At 69.3% G+C, this 16474-nt stretch carries 20 protein-coding genes and 2 pseudogenes; 15 read left to right on the forward strand and 7 right to left on the reverse strand.

The features are described 5' to 3' along the window. The first annotated feature begins 89 nt into the window (after positions 1-89). Positions 90-683 (forward strand): TetR/AcrR family transcriptional regulator, encoded by a 594-nt coding sequence (locus OG242_RS32225; protein WP_331738899.1) that lies wholly within the window; start codon positions 90-92, stop codon positions 681-683. Here OG242_RS32225 and OG242_RS32230 read toward each other — a convergent pair. Continuing rightward, a complete protein-coding gene (locus tag OG242_RS32230) occupies positions 678-1925 on the reverse strand; it encodes an MFS transporter (RefSeq protein WP_331738901.1) in 1248 nt (415 codons plus the stop codon). The two genes, OG242_RS32225 and OG242_RS32230, sit on opposite strands and share 6 nt — an antisense overlap. 138 nt (positions 1926-2063) lie before the next feature. Further along, positions 2064-2396, reverse strand: a complete 333-nt coding sequence (locus OG242_RS32235) for a helix-turn-helix domain-containing protein (protein ID WP_331738903.1) — start codon at positions 2394-2396, stop codon at positions 2064-2066. A 170-nt stretch (positions 2397-2566) separates the two neighbouring features. On the opposite strand from OG242_RS32235, the gene OG242_RS32240 reads away from it, so the two are divergent. The 6 genes and pseudogenes from OG242_RS32240 (at position 2567) to OG242_RS32265 (ending at position 6712) form a co-directional block, all read left to right on the forward strand. Beyond that, positions 2567-3541 carry a DMT family transporter gene (locus tag OG242_RS32240; protein ID WP_405901794.1) on the forward strand — a complete coding sequence of 325 codons (975 nt, stop codon included), beginning with the start codon at positions 2567-2569 and terminating at the stop codon, positions 3539-3541. 102 nt (positions 3542-3643) lie between these two features. Further along, the gene (locus OG242_RS32245) at positions 3644-4570 is read left to right on the forward strand and encodes a LysR family transcriptional regulator (RefSeq protein WP_331738907.1); all 927 of its coding nucleotides are present in this window, start codon (positions 3644-3646) and stop codon (positions 4568-4570) included. A gap of 122 nt (positions 4571-4692) precedes the next feature. Further along, entirely contained in the window at positions 4693-5028 is a 336-nt protein-coding gene (locus OG242_RS32250; protein ID WP_331738909.1) for a metalloregulator ArsR/SmtB family transcription factor, read from the forward strand. Continuing rightward, the gene (locus OG242_RS32255) at positions 5025-5750 is read left to right on the forward strand and encodes a DUF2071 domain-containing protein (protein ID WP_331738911.1); all 726 of its coding nucleotides are present in this window, start codon (positions 5025-5027) and stop codon (positions 5748-5750) included. The genes OG242_RS32250 and OG242_RS32255 overlap by 4 nt, the downstream gene beginning before the upstream one ends. Before the next feature lie 11 nt (positions 5751-5761). Next, positions 5762-6151 (forward strand): annotated as a pseudogene (locus OG242_RS32260) (transposase); the annotation flags it as partial. Positions 6152-6229: 78 nt separating this feature from the next. Further along, a complete protein-coding gene (locus OG242_RS32265) occupies positions 6230-6712 on the forward strand; it encodes a DUF5959 family protein (protein WP_331738913.1) in 483 nt (160 codons plus the stop codon). Between the two features lie 194 nt (positions 6713-6906). On the opposite strand, the gene OG242_RS32270 is transcribed toward OG242_RS32265, so the two are convergent. Together OG242_RS32270 and OG242_RS32275 are read right to left on the reverse strand one after the other, a co-directional pair. After that, positions 6907-7392: a hypothetical protein gene (locus tag OG242_RS32270; RefSeq protein WP_331738914.1), complete on the reverse strand. Its 486-nt coding sequence runs from the start codon at positions 7390-7392 to the stop codon at positions 6907-6909. Then, positions 7389-7931: a helix-turn-helix domain-containing protein gene (locus OG242_RS32275; protein WP_331738915.1), complete on the reverse strand. Its 543-nt coding sequence runs from the start codon at positions 7929-7931 to the stop codon at positions 7389-7391. The genes OG242_RS32270 and OG242_RS32275 overlap by 4 nt, the downstream gene beginning before the upstream one ends. 821 nt (positions 7932-8752) lie before the next feature. Between OG242_RS32275 and OG242_RS32280 the strand changes: the two genes are divergently transcribed. Further along, a complete protein-coding gene (locus OG242_RS32280) occupies positions 8753-9109 on the forward strand; it encodes a Scr1 family TA system antitoxin-like transcriptional regulator (RefSeq protein WP_405901804.1) in 357 nt (118 codons plus the stop codon). Between the two features lie 17 nt (positions 9110-9126). After that, entirely contained in the window at positions 9127-9324 is a 198-nt protein-coding gene (locus OG242_RS32285) for a DUF397 domain-containing protein (protein ID WP_405901795.1), read from the forward strand. 81 nt (positions 9325-9405) lie between these two features. On the opposite strand, the pseudogene OG242_RS32290 reads toward OG242_RS32285, so the two are convergent. Next, positions 9406-10193 (reverse strand): annotated as a pseudogene (locus tag OG242_RS32290) (class I SAM-dependent methyltransferase). Positions 10194-10287: 94 nt separating this feature from the next. Between OG242_RS32290 and OG242_RS32295 the strand changes: the two are divergent. Beyond that, entirely contained in the window at positions 10288-10479 is a 192-nt protein-coding gene (locus tag OG242_RS32295; RefSeq protein ID WP_331738916.1) for a hypothetical protein, read from the forward strand. Here OG242_RS32295 and OG242_RS32300 read toward each other — a convergent pair. After that, positions 10454-11596, reverse strand: coding sequence for an NAD(P)/FAD-dependent oxidoreductase (locus tag OG242_RS32300; protein ID WP_331739143.1), 1143 nt, complete (start codon positions 11594-11596; stop codon positions 10454-10456). The genes OG242_RS32295 and OG242_RS32300 overlap by 26 nt on opposite strands. A gap of 260 nt (positions 11597-11856) precedes the next feature. Here OG242_RS32300 and OG242_RS32305 point away from each other — a divergent pair, with 260 nt between their 5' ends. The 4 genes from OG242_RS32305 (at position 11857) to OG242_RS32320 (ending at position 14380) form a co-directional block, all read left to right on the forward strand. Beyond that, the gene (locus OG242_RS32305) at positions 11857-12459 is read left to right on the forward strand and encodes a TetR/AcrR family transcriptional regulator (RefSeq protein ID WP_331738919.1); all 603 of its coding nucleotides are present in this window, start codon (positions 11857-11859) and stop codon (positions 12457-12459) included. 90 nt (positions 12460-12549) lie between these two features. Continuing rightward, on the forward strand, positions 12550-13365 hold the full coding sequence (locus tag OG242_RS32310) for an alpha/beta fold hydrolase (protein ID WP_331738921.1): 816 nt from the start codon (positions 12550-12552) through the stop codon (positions 13363-13365). After that, entirely contained in the window at positions 13358-14008 is a 651-nt protein-coding gene (locus tag OG242_RS32315) for a hypothetical protein (RefSeq protein ID WP_331738924.1), read from the forward strand. Before OG242_RS32310 ends, OG242_RS32315 begins: the two co-directional genes overlap by 8 nt. Positions 14009-14020: 12 nt before the next feature. Continuing rightward, positions 14021-14380 (forward strand): VOC family protein, encoded by a 360-nt coding sequence (locus OG242_RS32320; RefSeq protein ID WP_405901796.1) that lies wholly within the window; start codon positions 14021-14023, stop codon positions 14378-14380. 88 nt (positions 14381-14468) lie between these two features. Here OG242_RS32320 and OG242_RS32325 read toward each other — a convergent pair whose 3' ends face one another. Then, positions 14469-15512, reverse strand: coding sequence for an SGNH/GDSL hydrolase family protein (locus OG242_RS32325; RefSeq protein ID WP_405901797.1), 1044 nt, complete (start codon positions 15510-15512; stop codon positions 14469-14471). Positions 15513-15866: 354 nt separating this feature from the next. On the opposite strand from OG242_RS32325, the gene OG242_RS32330 reads away from it, so the two are divergent. After that, positions 15867-16472 carry a hypothetical protein gene (locus tag OG242_RS32330; protein ID WP_331738933.1) on the forward strand — a complete coding sequence of 202 codons (606 nt, stop codon included), beginning with the start codon at positions 15867-15869 and terminating at the stop codon, positions 16470-16472. Positions 16473-16474 lie beyond the last annotated feature (2 nt).

The following is a 16474-nucleotide window of genomic DNA, read 5'->3' on the forward strand; positions in this document are numbered from 1 at the left end:
GACGCTTTAACGCAGCCAGTGACTGCGTTTGGTGACTGTAAGGCGGGTCGCCTCTTAAACGCAAGTGGGAACTGCGTTAGAGTGGCGGCATGAACGAGAAGGAGCGGGCCCGGCGGCCCGGCGGGCGCAGTGCCCGCGTCGGCGCGCAGGTGCACCAGGCCGTCACCGAACTGATCGGCGAACGCGGCTACGGCAACTTCACCGTCGGCGAGGTGGCGGCCCGCGCGGGCGTGGCCGACAGCAGCATCTACCGGCGGTGGGGCAACCTGGAGGCGCTGCTCAGCGACGTGGTGCTGAACCGGCTGAACGTACGGTCGCCGATGCCCGACACCGGAAGCCTGGCCGGCGACCTGCGTACGTACGCGGCCCAGGTGGCCCGCGAGATCACCGGACCCGACGGCCCGGTGCTGCTGCACCTCGCCGTCGCCCTGTCCGGCACGGGGGAGCAGGGCGTGCGGGCGCAGGAGAGCCTCCGCGCCGACCGCACCCGGCAGTTGCAGTCGATGCTCGACCGCGCCGGCGAACGCGGCGAGGACGCACCCGACGCGTTGGAGGTGCTGGACCACGTCCTGGCCCCGATGTACATCCGCGTCCTGTTCGGTATGGGCCCGCTCGGCCCGGAGTACGTCGACGGGCTGGTCGGCCGGCTGCTGGAATTCCGGCCCGCCTCCCGCTCCTCATGAGCGGCTGGGGGCCGCCTCCGGTTCCTGCCGGGGCGCGCGGTCCCGTCGCCCGGGCAGCAGCAGCGGCGTGGCCAGGATGAGCACCCCCGCCACCGCGAGCGCCGTGCGCGGACCGGTGACGTCGGCGAGCAGCCCGGCGAGCGCGGTGAGGACGGCGATCGACGCCTGCTGCCCGATCGACCAGGCCGTGAGCGTACGCGCGACGAGGTGCTTCGGGGTGTGTTCGAGGCGGTACGTGGAGAGCACCGGCCCGTACAGACTCATGTTGACGATGATCGCCAGCTCGACGGCCATCACCGTGACGAGCCCGACGACACCCGGCCGTACGAACACCAGCCCGATCAGCCAGACCGCACGCAGGGTGCCCACGGTCCGGAAGACCCGGTCGCGGCCGTAGCGGGCGACGACCCGGCGGGCCAGCCGCGAGCCGATGAGCCCGCCGAGACACGGGGCGGCGAAGGCGAGAGCGTACTGCCAGGGCGGGAACCCGAGCCTGCGCAGCAGGAGCACCGCCAGCAGCGGTTCGGTCGCCATGATCAGACCGGCGACGAGGACCTGGTTGAGGTAGAGCGCCCGCAGCACCGGGTGCCCCAGGATGTGCCGCCAGCCGGCGAGCAGCGCGCCCGCCCCGAGCGGGCGCTCCTCCTTGGGACGTGGCGCCTCCTCCTTGCCCCGGATCGCGGTGATGCCGAGCGCGGAGAGCAGATAGCTGAGCGCGTCGGCCACCACGGTCGTGACCGGCCCGAACAGCCCGATCGCCGCGCCGCCGAGGGGTGGGCCGACCGCGATGGAGCTCCAGTTCGTGGACTCGAAGCGGGTGTTGGCGACGAGCAGGTCCTCCGGCCGTACGAGCGCCTTCAGATAGGCGCCGCTCGCCGCGCCGAACGCGATCTTCGCCGCTGCGATCACCGCCGAGACCACCAGCAGCTGGACGAACCCGAGCACCCCGAAGGCGTACGCCACCGGGATCGACGCCATGGCCGCGAACCGGACCAGGTCCGTCCCGATCATGACCGGCCGCTTGCGCCGGAACTCCACCCACGGTGCGAGCGGCACCGCGATCAGCACCCCCACCGCCGGCCCCACGGCGGACAACGCGGACACCTCGGCGGCCCCGGCGTCCAGCACCAGCACGGCGAGCAGCGGCAACGCCCCGAACCCCAGCCCGGACCCGTACGCGCTCACCGCGTACGCCGCCCACAGCCAACCGAACGGCCGGCCCAGCGCTCTTCTGCCCACCACACCTCACCCATACAACTCGGAATTGTCCGGTGAGAGCCAATCGCTCAGGAGAAGGGCAGGTCAAACAACCGACGCGCCGAACGGTCACAACCATTGGTTGTCATGCCCGGTGGACACGGCACCCAATGGCCGGAGGACTCAGAGGGGCGGCAGCGCGGCCTCGGTCCGCTCGACCGCGACGAGGACGGCGGTGAGCAGACCGGGGAAGCGGGCGTCGAGGTCCTCGTGGCGCAGGGTGTTGACGCGGGAGTTGCCCGCTGCGGTCTCCTGGCGGATGATCCCGGCCTCGCGCAACACCTTGAAGTGCGCGGACAGCGTTGACTTGCTCAGGTTGATGTCGAAGGTCCCGCACGGCTTGCCGCCGGCCTCGACGAGGGTCCGCACGATCTGCATCCGGGCGGGTTCTGCCAGTGCGTGGAGCACGGCGTAGATGTTGATGTCTGCGGCGCGGGGGTGCTGGAGCGGCTTCACGGTGCTGTTCTCCCGGGTCGGACGCGATGTGTTCGTGAGGCGTGTGTTCGCTAGTTGGCGAACACCGGTTGACCGGCTCTCGATCCTGTGTATACGTTAGCCGACGTGTTCGCCAATAAGCGAACACCCGAACTGACGAATCCGTGCTTTCCGCACGCTGGGAGACCCTCATGGCCGAGATGAAGACCGCTGCCGCAGCCGCCGGTGGCCTGGTTACCGCCCTCGCCTTCGGCGGCATGTTCGCCGTCGCCAAGTCCGCCTTCGGCCACGTGGATCCCTTCCACCTCACCCTGGCCCGCTTCGCCCTCGGCTCCGCGATCTTCGTGATCGCCCTGCTGGCCGTCGAGGGCCGCGGGGCGCTGCGTACGGAAGGCAGGCTTTTCAAGCTCTGGGGGCTCGGCTCGCTCGGCTTCGCGGCCTTCAACCTCCTCACGTACGTGGGCCTCCAGTCCACCCCGGCTTCCACGGCCTCGCTGATCATGGCCGCGATGCCCGCCATCACCGTCATCGTGATGTGGGCCCGCACTGGGAAGCGCCCTACCGGTATCACCCTCGGCCTGGTCCTGCTCGCCCTGACCGGCGTCGCCATGGTCCTGGGCAACGGCAACCCGCTCGTCGTCCTCACCGGCGGCATCGGCGCCGGCGGCCTCCTCATCCTGGCCGGAGTGATCGGCTGGGTCGTCTACACCACGGGCGCCGCCGCCTTCCCGGCCTTCTCCGTCCTGCGCTACACCGCCCTCACCAGCGTCCTGGGCACCGTCACCATCGCGGTCGTCACCCTCACCGCCGGCGCCGCGGACTGGATCCCCACCCCGTCCGCCGCCGACTACGCGGCCGACTGGTGGCAGATCCTGTACATGGCCATCCCCGCCACCGCCGTCGCGATCCTCGCCTTCAACCACGCGACCCGCACCCTCGGCCCCGCGAACGGCGTCCTGTTCATCAACCTGGTCCCGATCACGGCCTTCGCCATCGAAGCGGTACGCGGCCACCGGCCCACGACCGCAGAACTCGCCGGTGTCGCGCTGACCCTCGCGGCCGTGATCGCCAACAACGTGTACGGCCGCCGAGCGGCGAAGCGGGCGTCCGCGGCGGCACCGGCCTCCGCCGCCGACACCGGGAAGTCCCTCACGACGGCCGCATGACGACGGGTCCCGCCCTCGCCGGCGCCCGGGAGGGGAGCGCCACCCTGTGGCGCTCCCCTCCCGGGCGCCGTCTGCGCGCAACGTTCCCTAAGGTGGGCCGACGTGGACCTCCAAGCAGTACGCACCTTCGTCGCCGTCACGGAAGCGGGCGGGTTCCTCAAGGCCGCCGCCGACCTGTCGGTCACCCAGCAGGCCGTCTCCAAGCGGATCGCCGCGCTGGAGCAGACCCTCGGCGTCCGGCTGTTCACCCGCGCCCCGCGCGGCGCCGAGCTCACCATCGACGGCCGGGCGTTCCTGCCGCACGCCCGCGAACTCCTGCGCGCCGCCGAGCGCGCGAGCGCGTCCGTACGCCCCGGCAGCCGTGCGCTCCGCGTCGACGTGATCGCCTCACGCACGGCGCAGTCGAGCGCGATGCGCGGCTTCCACGGCGCGCACCCCGAGGTCGCCCTGGACGTGATGATGCTGGTCAGCATGGAAACGGCGGTGGCCGCCCTCCGCTCCGGAGAACTCGACGCGACGTTCCGCGCGGTGACGGCCCCCGGCCGCCCCCTCCCCGACGACATCGAGTCCGCCCGAGTCCTGGACGAACCCCTCGAACTCCTCACCGGCCCCGCCCACGCCCTGGCGGACGCCCGCGCGGTCACCCTTACCGACCTCACCGGCCACCGCATCTGGATGCCCGGCATCGCCCCCGGTACGGAGTGGGGCGCCTACTACGACGACCTGGTCGCCGACTTCGGCCTCACCATCGAGGCGACGGGCCCCAACTTCGGCTCGGACGCCCTGCTCGACACCATCGCCGACACCCCGTCCCTGGCCACCTTCATGGGCAAGCACTCCCGCCTCATCTGGCCCACGGACCACGACCTCCGCCGCATCCCCGTCACGGCCCCGACCCCGGTCTACCCCCACTCCCTCCTCTGGCACCGCGACAACCCGCACCCGGGGCTGGGGGCGCTGCGGGCGTACCTGGCGGCGACGGGGGAGTACGGGGCGGAGGGGGCCTGGGTGCCGGGATGGGTGCTGTGACCGTGAGCGACAGACTCGGCGAGCGGAGCGCTGCGAGAAGAGGTCGGCGACCGCTGCGGCGATGCCGGCACAGACCGTCCGAACCATTGTTAGGTACTTAGCTCATATGCTAAACACCTAACATGACAGAAGCTCAGGATGAGGCGGGGGCCTTCCGTGCTCTCGCCGATCCCACGAGGCGCCAGATCCTGGAAGACCTCAGAGGTGGTGAGCTCGCGGCGGGGGAGATCGCGAGCCGGTTCGCGATCAGCGCGCCGTCCATTTCACGGCATCTCGGCGTGCTCAAAGGAGCCGGACTGGTCACCGAGCGCCGGGAAGGCAACCGGATCCTCTACACCCTGGCCGAGGACCGCCTGGCCACGAGCATCGGCCGGTTTCTCAGCGCCGTCTGCCCCGAGCAGATCGTCCTGCGCCACACCACATGGCGCCGCCCCGGGGCGCAGAGCGAGGGATCATGAGACAACCACGCCTTTCCAGCGTCGTTGAACGACGGCTTCTGGTGAACTACCGAGTCGACCCGGACACTGCGGCACGCCTGCTTCCCCCGCCGCTGCGCCCGCAACTGGTGCACGGCCACGCGGTCGCAGGCATCTGCCTCCTGCGGCTGGGAAGCGTCCGGCCGGTCCGGGTCCCCAAGGCACTCGGGCTGCGCAGCGAGAACGCGGCGCACCGGATCGCCGTCGAATGGGACGGGCCGGACGGCGTCGAGACCGGCGTCTACATCCCGCGTCGCGACACCGCCTCGCGGCTCAACGTCTGGGCCGGAGGCCGTATCTTCCCCGGCCAACACGGCCACGCCGGTTTCGAGGTGCGTGAGACACCCGGCCAGATACGTGTCGCCTTCGCGACGGGGGACGGCGACACCCGGGTGGACGTCACCGTCGAGCCGTCCCGCGAGCTGCGAGGCAGCGAACTCTTCGCCGATCTCGCCGAGGCCTCCCGCTTCTTCCAAGACGGGGCCAAGGGCTACTCGGCCACCCGCTCCGGCCGCCACCTGGACGGCATGGAACTGCACACCGACGCCTGGCACGTGGAAGCCGGCCGGGTTCGCTCCGCCGCGTCATCCTTCTTCGACGACCCGGACCGCTTCCCACCAGGGACCGCAACCCTGGACTGCGCCCTGATCATGCGCGACGTCCCCGCCGACTGGCGCCCCCTCCCCGCCATGGCCGTCAGGTGAAGCGCTCCTTCAGCATGCCCTGCATGGGCCCGTTGCTGGGGGCGGAGTTCATCGCCTGCACTGGGGGTGACATGGACGCCTTCGGCAGCGCGGGCCGGCTCGCTGGCGTCGCCGGTCTCGCTCCGGTTCCACGGGAATCCGGTCGCGTTAGCGGCAACATGCGCCGACCACACCGCTACCACCGCCACCTCCTGCGCGTCTTCTATCTCTCGGCCCAGATCGCTGCCCGCTTCTGTCTTATGTCCAAGACCTTCTACGACCGCAAACGAGCCGAGGGCACGAGCCACAAGCAGGCGATTCTCGCGCTCGCCCGCCGTCGTCTCGACGTTCTGTGGGCACTCATCCACGACCAACGCCAATGGATAGCCCAGCCGCCGCAACCGATACCAGCCGCGGCATGACAATCACGTGTTTGTCAGCGGACGCGGAACACACACCCGTCGGAGTCGTTGCTGAGCGTCTGCCGTAGGTTCCCGCCCATGGACACGAACATACAGCCCGATGCGATTGAGCTGATCCGGTTGGCCGACCCTTGCCAGAGCGTCGCCGTTCGCTTGCGCTCTACCGAGCCCACCCTCGAAAGCCTGGGCGTCCGGTACTACGACGCGGAAGCCGTCGTCACAAGCGGCTTCGTGAACGGAACCGTCTATCTCGGGTTCGACTCCGATGACCTCTCAGACTGGGGTCGGCTTCTGGACGCTATCGAGGAAGCCGAACAGGAGGCCGACCTTGACGAGCCGTTCACGGCGGACTGGCCCCGATCCGGCCGCACTGCCTACCTCCGATTCATTGCCGACGACCCCTACGTGGTCGAAGTCCATGACGGCAGCGGCACCCAGATCGTCGTCTCCGTGCCGCTCGACATGCGCGAGGAGTGGATAGCCGAGTCCAAGGAGCGTCTGGCTGATGCCCGAACCGCTCTCGGCCTTGGCACGGAGGACCACCACGGCACACGTCCCTGATCACGAGCTCGTCCTCCCGCACCACACTTCGACTGCTTGACGACGACGATTGGGAATCAGCCACATGTGACCGACGCTTCACCTGACGAGTTGGCGTCGCACAGGAACTCCGAGTTTCATCACGACTCCTCGTGAAGCTCGTCCCGCGCTCCGTCTCGTCATGAACCAGCGCGCGAACGGCCGCGTGGCCGATGTCAGTCGACGGGCTTGAGGTGGCTTCGCCTATTGATGGGCGTGACGTTTCCCTTGGCTCTGGCTTCGGCTTTGCGAGCCTTCTCGTCCAGGTGGAGCTGGAAGCGGCGTTCGTATTCGTCCTCGAAGTCGCCCAGGTCCAGTCGCATGTCGTCCGGCGTGGCCTTGATGGCGCGTTGTTGTTCGCGGGGGTCGTTGAACGCGGCGATCATCGGGTGGAGTTGGAACCGTCCACGGCGGATGACGGTGACGAGGCGGGCGGCGACGAGGTGCGGCATGGCGCGGCTGATCATGCCGCGCTCCATGGCGAGGCCGACTGCGAACTCTTCGTGCGTGGCAGCCACGAGTCCGCCGGGTTCCTGCTCGGTCATCATGTGCAGGAGCAGGGTGTACGCGGTGGGAGGGAGCCGGGGCACGTAGGCGAGACCGTTGAAGCTGCCCCACAGCACGTTGCGACGCGGAACCCATTCCTCGGCAGCGGGCATCATGACGTGGCCTTCCTTTCCCTGTCCGATCCCTTGCGCGCCTCAAGTTTCGCGCCGGGAGCGGCCATCGCCCGGAACGCGCCGGGGATGTCCGGATCATCCATGATCTCGCGCAGCAGGTCGAGTTGCTCCACCCTGTCGCCCATACCTGCCTTGGAGCGCTTCTTCTCGCCCTCGCGCGGCTCCCTGAGGCCTCCCCTGAGCGAAGCGGCGGGGTTCAGTTGGTAGCAGCCCCGCTGAAGCCGTCGGATCGCCCCGTCGTCTTCCAGGACCCCGAAGGCTCGGCTGATATGGGGGCGGCTGTACCCGAGGACGTTGGCAACGTCCTCGTGGGTTGCCTCGATCAGTCCTCCTGGCTTCTGAGATCCCATGAGGGTGAACAGGACCACGAGCACGAATCGGTCGCTGTCGTAGTGCACAGCGGCCCAGCGCATGAACTCCAGACTGTCCATGGAGAACGCCTCGCCGATGAAGCCGGTACTGGCCCCGATCGGGTAGACCTGGGCGGCATGCCCGGCCGGTAAGTCGATCGTGGAACCCAAGGTTCGGTTGTATGCGGTAGGCGGAGGCTTCGGGCGGCGTCGGCGCGGGGACGGCATACCGGGCAGCTTTGGCGCCGAGCTGTTGTCCAGGGGCCCTGAACTCATGGGGTCGCTGCCTTCCTTGGTCAACGTGACGTCAGGACTCTAAGAGATTCGTGGCGCTTCTGACACAAAAACCCAGCAGTGATGACACGAAAGTGGTTCGGAAATCAGCTCCATGCCTGACTGGCCGCTGACACACCTCCTGGAGTTCCGTGGCAATAGTGCCACGAAACGCTGTCGATGGGTCAGGAACAGCTGACGTCCAGCCCGAGATATGTCAGTCCAGGGCTGACATATCTTTTTGCTTCCAACGCTCTGACCTGCGAAAACGCCCGACTCTTCTCTATAGAGCGTGCGCGCGCGTGATACCGCTCAGAACATCCACGATCAAGCACCGACACGCCGCGGCTTCGCTGCTGCCCTCGGGCCGGTCTGGCCCCCGGGCTGCCCTGGTTGCGGCTGCTTCGCGTGCGGGCCGGTGAGCCCGTACGGGCCGTAGGGGGCATCAGCGGCTCTGAGTCTCGGGTGGCCCGGACCGTGACGGACAAGCAGCAGCAGGAGTGGCTGGTGATGTTGCCGGGTTCCGCCGTCCGGCCCGGGGGCCGAACGGCTCAGGTACCTCCGCATGCCGGTGCCCAGTCAACTCATATCTGAGCTTCCGTTCTGTGGCCGAGGCCGAACCGTTCCCGAGCCGGTAGGACGACATGGTCGCGAAGGGCTGGTAACCGGGTGGTCGGGCTTCTTGTCTCAACCCGCTGATCAACCGCTCCGAAGACCCTCTGGAGCTTCGCGTCATCATGGACGAGACGGCTGTCCGACGGATGGTCGGGAGCCAGGAAGTCATGCTCGGCCAGTACAAGGAGATCGCGGAACTCGGGGAGCTGGACAACGTCACGATCCAGATCCTGACGCACGACGTGGTCACCTACCGCTCCGAGAGCAACTTCATCCTGCTCGACTTCGCGGGCGCACTCGATCCCGTGGTCCAGGTCGACATGTGGAACACGATCAGTGTCACCGACGAGCGGTTCGACGTGCAGCGGAACATCCGCCGCTTCGATGCCATGCGCGACAGCGCCCTGCCTCCGGCACGCACAGCCGGATATCTGCAACAACTAGCGCGAGAGTGGAAATAGCCATCAATACACATGCCATGAACCCCGCCATGTCCGCCGAGCCCGCCTGGTTCAAGTCCTCGTACAGCAACGACTCCGGTGGTGCTTGCGTCGAGGTCGCCCTTGCCACCGCCGATGCCACGGTTCGCGTCCGCGACTCCAAGGACATCGCCATCCCCGGCCTGAACGTCTCGGAGGCGGCATGGACCGCCTTCACCACCGATCTCAGCAGCTGATCGCTGATCCGGACCCGAGAAGGGCGGCCCCTCTGAGCCGGAGAGGGGCCGCCGCCCGCTTCTTGTGGGCGTATCCGGGTGTCACTCCGCCTGCAGGACGAAGAACAGGAAGCACAGGAAGCGCGGCCGGGCCGCGATGGCTTCGGGGAACAGCTTGCGGGCGGCTGGATCGGGTTCCGGCTCGCTGATGACCGTGATCCGGAAACCGGCCTCCGTGAACGCCTCGGTCATCGCATGCAGCGGTCTGTGCCAGATGCTCATGAGCGCGGTGCGGCCGGCCATGGTCCACTCTTCGGACCAGTTCGTGGTGTCGAAGTAGTTGTACTCGGCCTCCCGGCCGGCCTGGCGGTGCATGAGGTTGATGGCGAAGGGGTGGTCGACGGATGCGATCAGTCGTCCGCCGGGCTTGAGTACGCGACGCAGCTCGGCCAGTGCCGGACCCCAGTCCTCCAAGTAGTGCAGCACCAGTGAGGCGACCACATCGTCGAACGTGTCATCGGAATAGGGGAGCGGGCCACCCAGGTCCGCCACCTGAAGGTCCGCGCTGTCGCCGAGTCGTCGCCGGGCCAGCTCCAGCATCCCGGCACTCGCGTCGAAGCCGCTCACAACGGCGCCGCGCTCGCGCAGCGCCTCGGACAAGGGGCCGGAGCCGCAGCCGGCGTCGAGGATGCGCCGGCCGGACACCTCGCCGGCGAGGGTCAGCATCGCGGGCCGCTCGTAGTGGCATTGAGGAGGTTGGTTTCGTTCTCGGCCGTGTACGCCTCGGCGAAGCCGTTGTAGTCGTTGACCTTCGGTGGATCCACAGTCACCGCGGACGACGAGGTGGGCCGGGTGGCGCTCGCGTGCTCTTGGTGCTCGTCGGAGGTCATGAGGTGGGAGACGTGTGCTGCATCAGTGCGGTTCCTGACTGCTTCCGGTCGTCCGCCCGGCCTCATCCCTTTTGATCACCCGTAAGGCGCACCCGTGGAGAAGGACGTCGGCCCCGCCGTGTACTGGGGTGTGGCGGACCTCGACCGGGTACGTGAGCGGCTGCCGGCGGCCGGGTGCGCGCACCATCGTGGGCCGCTGACCGCCCAACCGGGGCGCAGGATGGCCCAGTTGCGCGACCCGTTCGGCACGGTCATCGGGTTCAGCGCGGGGGTTCGTCGTCGCTGAAGTCGGGGAACGTGGTGGCGAGAAGGTGTTCCGCGCCGCCTTCGAGGGCCAGGGACATCTCGGCCGAGCGGGCGAGCATGGTCTTCTCGTAGGTGTGGACGGCGTCGTCGACGGTCGCCGCACTTGCCAGAGCCAGCGCGAGGTCGCTTGCATCGAGCATGGCGAGGTTGACGCCGACGCCCAAGGGCGGCATGAGGTGGGCGGCGTCGCCGAGGAGGGTCACCGTCGGACTGTGCTCCCAGTGGTGCGGCGCGGGTAGCGCAAAGATCGGGCGGTCCACATAGGCGCCCTCGTTGTTGGTGATCATCTGGTTCATGCGGGGCGACCAGCGGGCGTAACGCTTCAGGAGCAAGGCGCGGATGGCGCCGGTGTCCGCGGACGTCAGGCCACTCGCGACGATCCAATCGGCCGGGACGCGCTGGATCAGGTAGACACGGATGCGGTCATTGCTGTTGCGCTGGGCGAAGAGACCGCGCTCACCATCGGCGGCGTGCGCGCCACCTTGGCCGACCAGTTCGGCGATGTCCGGGTGGCGGGCTTCGACGTCCGAGAACCATGCTTCCAGGAAGCTGATCCCGCTGTACTCGGGGACGGCCGGCGAGATGGCCGGGCGTACGCGGGAGAAGGCGCCGTCGGCTCCGATGACCAGGTCGGTCTCGACGGTGGTGCCGTCTGCGAAGTGCAGCAGGCGCGGCCCCCTCGCGGGTCCGCCGACGCGATCGAGACTGTGGCCCCAGCGCACTGTGCCGGGCTGAAGGGAGTCGAGCAGCAGGTCGCGAAGCAGGCCGCGGTCGATCTCCGGCTTGAACAGTTCTCCGGCCTCGGGGATCTGATGCGAGGTGATCGTGCCCGACGGATCCATCTGGCGCATCTCCTGCCCTTCGGGGCGAGCCAGCCGGAGGAACTCGTCGAGCAGGCCGGCCTCGCGCAGGGCGATCTGGCCGTTGTCGGCATGCAGGTCCAGGGTGCCGCCCTGGTCGCGTGCGTCGGGGCCGGCGTCGCGGTCGTACACGGTGACCGCTATGCCGTGCTGCTGAAGGATGCGGGCGCAGGTCAGCCCGCCCGGTCCGGCTCCGACGATGCTGATCCGGGCATGAGCGGGGTTGGGGGAAGCCATGTGTTCGTCCTTCGCTGAGGGATGGGTGGAGAGGTGGCGGCGGAGCCGAAGCGCGGTGAGGCTCGACGTCTCACGGTGGGGGCGATCGGCGGATCGGTTGCCGCGGTCGGACCGCGCGGCGTCTCGTCCGCGCAGGGCAGCGACCCGCAGGATGGCGGTCGCCTCACAACGGTCGCCTCGCAACATCCAAAAGTAGAGTACAGAGAAAAGTAGAATGTGTAAACGTTTTGCCGGATAGTACGTTCGGATAGTCTGGTGGCATGACTCAGCCCACTCTCGGCCGCCGCGAGCGCAAGAAGGCCGCCACCAGGCAGGCGATCGCCGACGCCGCACTTCAGCTGTTTCTGGAGCACGGCTACGACCATGTGAGCATCAAGGACATTGCCGAAACGGCGGACGTTTCCACTGCCACCGTCTTCAAGCACTTCACCGGCAAAGAAGCCCTGGTGTTCGACCAGGAGGAGAGCACGGACGCGCACCTGGCCGCGGCCGTGCGAGGACGGCGTGCGGACCAGACCGTCCTCGACGCTCTGCGCGAGCATGTGATTTCCACCTGGCTGCCGATCGCCGCGCACCCCCAGTCGGCACAGTTCTTCCGCCTGGTCAACACCACCCCGGCGCTGCGCGCCTACGCCGAACGCATGTGGACTCGACACACCGACACCCTCAGCGCGGCCATCGCTGACGAGTACGGCGTGGATCACAACGACCTCGCCTGTGCGGTTCTGGCCCGTTTCGTTCTGGAGGTCCCTGTCCTGGCTCAACGGCAGAAGGACCGCAGGGCAGCCGTGGAGGAAGTATTCGACATGCTGGCCAACGGCTGGCGTCCCCCGGCCGTCACGACGGGCTCGGAGGCGCATTAGGTGGCGGGCCGGGCGAGTAGCGAAAGGGGTGCTGAATCCCAGGCTGCTGCGCGGCGCCGAGCCTGGCTCAGGGCGGCTAAGGTGCCGGCCATGAACGCGATAGCGGTGCGTGGAGCCACGATCCACTACGACGACTTCGGTCCCTCGGCCGGGCTGCCGGTCCTGTTGGTTCACGGCCATCCGTTCAACCGCACTCTGTGGGCACCCCAGGGCAGGGCTCTGGCCGAGGCGGGATACCGGGTCATCACCCCTGATCTGCGTGGTTACGGCCACAGCAGCGTCACCGGGGGAAAGGTGTTCCTGTCCGACTTCGCCGATGACCTCGCCGCGCTCCTCGACCACCTGGGTATCGAGCGGGCCGTGGTCGGTGGTGTCTCGATGGGCGGTCAGATCAGCATGGAGTTCCAGCGTCTCCACCCGCAGCGGGTGGAGGCCCTGGTCCTGTCCGACACCTCCGCCCCCGCCGAGACCGAGGAGGGCAAGGAGTTCCGCAACCGCTTGGCCGACCGGCTCCTCGCCGAGGGCATGGACGGTTACGCGAGCGAGGTGATCGGCAAGATGCTCGCCGGGTACAACGTCACCGCGATGCCCGACGTCGCCGAGCGCGTCCTGGGCATGATGCGCGCCACGGACCCCCACGGCGCGGCGGCAGCCCTGCGCGGGCGGGCCGAACGCCCCGACTACCGGGACACGCTGGCGGCGGTCCGGAAGCCGGTACTGGTCGTCGTCGGCGCGGACGACGCGTACACCCCGGTCGCGGACGCCGAGGCGATCCGCGGCCTCGTACCCGACGCGACTCTGGCCGTCATCGAGAAGGCCGGCCACCTGCCCGGCGCCGAGCAGCCCGAGTCCTTCAACGCCGCTCTGCTGGACTTCCTCACCGCCCGGGTGGCCACCCGTGGCTGAGCCGCACCCGCTCCTGGCCTGCTTCACCGACGCCGCCAACGGTCATTTCCCGCCCTGCGACGGCGGCGTGACGGTGCTGCCGCCGCTGCTCGACGGCCTGGAGGCCTCCGTCGCCTTCACGGGACACGCGGTGATCGCCACCGCCCTGGGCGCCGCGGAAGTGCTCGCCCTGAGGCCAGACGGCTTCGGTGCCTCCCTGGCCCCCGACTTCCTCCGCCACCTCGCAGGCCCCGAGGGGACGATCGGCGTCACCGACGCCACCCTGACGGCCCGCGGCACCGGCGGAACGCCACGACTGGCCGAACTGGGGGACGAAGCACACGATCACCCACGCGTCCTGCACGCCCGCGAACTGAGGACCGACATCAAGGTCTACGGCGACGAACGGGGGCTGATCACGCTGGCGGACGGCCTCGCCGGACGGCGTGAACTGAGCATCGAACTGCACGCTCCGCACCACGACAGCCAGGGCCACGGACGCGGGCTCCTCGCAGACGCCCTCACGCTCGTTCCGGCGGGCGAACCGCTCTTCGCCGCCGTGTCCCCCGGCAACGCCCGATCGCTCCGCGCCTTCCTGGCCTGCGGATTCACTCCGATCGGCAGCGAAGTGATCCTCCGCCCCCAGCGATCCGCAGAGCACTGACGAGGTAGGCCGTTGTTCAGCGCCGTCCGTACCGTGATGACCTTCGCCGTCGACCCCGAAGCATCGGCCCGTTGGTGGGGCGAGCTCCTCGGCGTACCCGTGGAGAAGGACGTCGGTCAAGGCGGGGCCGTCTACGCCTGGGTGGTGGTCGGTGGAGTCGAGCTCGGGTTCCACCCCGTGGACGACGAGCGCAATCCCCGGGGCGGCAGCCCCGTCGTGTACTGGGGCGTGGAGGACCTCGATCACGTACGCGAGCGGCTGCTGGCGGCCGGGTGCGCGCACCATCGGGGGCCGCTGACCATCGAACCGGGACGCAGGATCGCCCAGCTGCGCGACCCGTTCGGCACGGTCATCGGCATCGAAGGCCCGTAGGGCGCGTCAGTACTTCACCGCCGACGGTGGCTCCCTCCGCCCCGGACCGAGGAGAGGGAAGTGAGAAGCCACCGTCACGTCCGCACGGTCAGCGTTCGAGGAGAGCGATGCGGATGGCGCGTTCGACGTGGGCCGCCGTGTTGGCGTGGCCGGCGGCGTTGGGGTGGACCAGGGTGGCGCGCTTGTTGATGATGCCGCAGTTCAGCAGGGTGCCGGGGAGCTTGGCGGGCCAGTAGGCCTCGGCGTCGCCGCAGATGCCCTCGACCCACTTGGTGCCGGCCGGCTGGCAGGCGTCGTGGCCCACGCTGGAGGCGTAGACGTCCACGTAGCGGTCGCCGAAGAAGTTGCTTACCCGCTGGATCGTGCTGTTCAGCTGCTTGAGGACGTCCTCGCGGAGCCAGTCGATGTCGGAGTGGCTGATCGAACCCAGCTCGGTGAGCGACAGGCGGTTGCAGTCTCCGCTGTTGTCGGGGAGTACGGCCGGGTAGCCGACCGTGACGACCTTGGCGTTGGGCGCGGCCTGGTGTACTTCGGCCAGCATTTCGATGTACTCGTCCTGGACCCGGGCGAGCTTCTCGTTGATGCTCTCCTCGCCCGCGGGCGGGTTGGTGTAGTGGTCGCGGCAGGACGTGCCGGCCGCGCCCTGTTCGAGGCACTTGAGCAGCATGCCGCCGAAGGGCAGGCTGTTGCCGCCGACGCCGATGGTGACGACGTCGGTGCTCTCGCTGAGGGCGGCCCGCTGGATCTGCGGGTCCACCGACGGCCAGCCGGCGGCGGGCGGCTGGACCGGGCTGATCGGGGTCTGCCGGGTCTTGGTGATGTCGGAGATGACGGCGGCGCCGCAGCTGACGTTGGTCAGGTGGACGGGCTTGCCCGGCGGGAACTCGGCGAGCTCCCGGTCCACGACGTCCGGGTACGCGTCCGTGGTCCGGTCGCAGCCGTCGCGTGAGGCGTCGCCCAGCGCGGGCTGCGGGGTCCCGACGAAGACGCCGGCGGTGTACGAGTCGCCCAATGCGGCCCACTCGTACGAGTCGGCCGCACCGGCGGAGCCGGAGGGCATCAGCGCGGACGCCGCGAGCGCGAGCCCGACGGCCAGGGCGCGCGTGCGCAGGCGGGACACACGGTGTCGCATGGTTTCTCCAGGGTGGGCGAAGGGCGCCCCGGGGCCGGTCGGCTCCTCCGGGGCGGAGGGCACCTCGTCCGGGATCATCCACGCCGCCCGGCCGGTAGCCCGGTGAAACGGGCCAATTGGCCCCGATCGGGGTAAATCGTCAGATCTATCAAGCTGCGACTGGTTGACGTTTGCGCCCCGTCACCCCGCAGCTATCCCGGCGCAGCCTTCGCCCGGTCCGGCGTCACCGACGCGTCCCGCGAGGCGTCGGCGGCGGCCCGGAAGGCGTCGCCGCCCTCGCCCTGATCATCGGGGGCGTGGTGCTGGCTCGGGTGACCTCGTCGGAGGGGGCCTGACGGTCGATAGGCTCACCGCATGGGCCTCGACATCACCACGCTGATCGCCGACTGGCCGTGGCTGGCCGAGGTCCCGCCCCGGGAGCGGCTGTCGCGGCTGCGGAACGCCTGGTACGGCGACGAGACCGGGCTGTGGGACGACGAGGCGCCCGGGACCGACGGCGGCTGGGAGTGGCCGCGCGGGCCGCACCGCGCGCGCTTCGGCGTGTACGAGTTCCCCGGCACCGCCGGTTCGTTCAAGCCGCACTTCTGGGTGGGGGAGGGCTGGGAGAGGACGCGCGAGCACGTCGGCCCGACTGTGCGGGCGGAGCTGGACGCTCTGCTCGGCGGGCTGACCTGGGACGGGCCGGACTTCGACGACGAGGAGAGCGAGGACCGCGCCTTCTTCTCCCACGACAGCGTGCTGGTGGCGTGTTCGCCGGAGCGCGTACGGGAACTGCTCGCGACCTGGGAGCGCGTACGGCCCCGGCTCGACGAGCTGCGCGCGCCCTTCGACGAGCACGCCGCCCTGCCCGAGGGGTGGATCCCCGACTTCGACGCGTTCGTACGCCTCCTGACCGGCTGGGGCGAGGTCCTGGCCCAGGCCGCCCGCCGGGGCTGGGGGATCGCGGGCGTGAGCGGTTAGCG

The organism is Streptomyces sp. NBC_00727 (assembly GCF_045161745.1).
Classification (GTDB): domain Bacteria; phylum Actinomycetota; class Actinomycetes; order Streptomycetales; family Streptomycetaceae; genus Streptomyces.

Bases quoted from the DNA above. Each gene is read 5' to 3' on its own strand.
- OG242_RS32225 (WP_331738899.1), top strand. From the start codon at position 90: ATGAACGAGAAGGAGCGGGCCCGGCGGCCCGGCGGGCGCAGTGCCCGC.
- OG242_RS32240 (WP_405901794.1), top strand. From the start codon at position 2,567: ATGGCCGAGATGAAGACCGCTGCCGCAGCCGCCGGTGGCCTGGTTACC.
- OG242_RS32250 (WP_331738909.1), top strand. From the start codon at position 4,693: ATGACAGAAGCTCAGGATGAGGCGGGGGCCTTCCGTGCTCTCGCCGAT.
- OG242_RS32255 (WP_331738911.1), top strand. From the start codon at position 5,025: ATGAGACAACCACGCCTTTCCAGCGTCGTTGAACGACGGCTTCTGGTG.
- OG242_RS32265 (WP_331738913.1), top strand. From the start codon at position 6,230: ATGGACACGAACATACAGCCCGATGCGATTGAGCTGATCCGGTTGGCC.
- OG242_RS32270 (WP_331738914.1), bottom strand. From the start codon at position 7,392: ATGATGCCCGCTGCCGAGGAATGGGTTCCGCGTCGCAACGTGCTGTGG.
- OG242_RS32285 (WP_405901795.1), top strand. From the start codon at position 9,127: ATGAACCCCGCCATGTCCGCCGAGCCCGCCTGGTTCAAGTCCTCGTAC.
- OG242_RS32300 (WP_331739143.1), bottom strand. From the start codon at position 11,596: ATGGCTTCCCCCAACCCCGCTCATGCCCGGATCAGCATCGTCGGAGCC.
- OG242_RS32305 (WP_331738919.1), top strand. From the start codon at position 11,857: ATGACTCAGCCCACTCTCGGCCGCCGCGAGCGCAAGAAGGCCGCCACC.
- OG242_RS32310 (WP_331738921.1), top strand. From the start codon at position 12,550: ATGAACGCGATAGCGGTGCGTGGAGCCACGATCCACTACGACGACTTC.
- OG242_RS32325 (WP_405901797.1), bottom strand. From the start codon at position 15,512: ATGCGACACCGTGTGTCCCGCCTGCGCACGCGCGCCCTGGCCGTCGGG.
- OG242_RS32330 (WP_331738933.1), top strand. From the start codon at position 15,867: ATGGGCCTCGACATCACCACGCTGATCGCCGACTGGCCGTGGCTGGCC.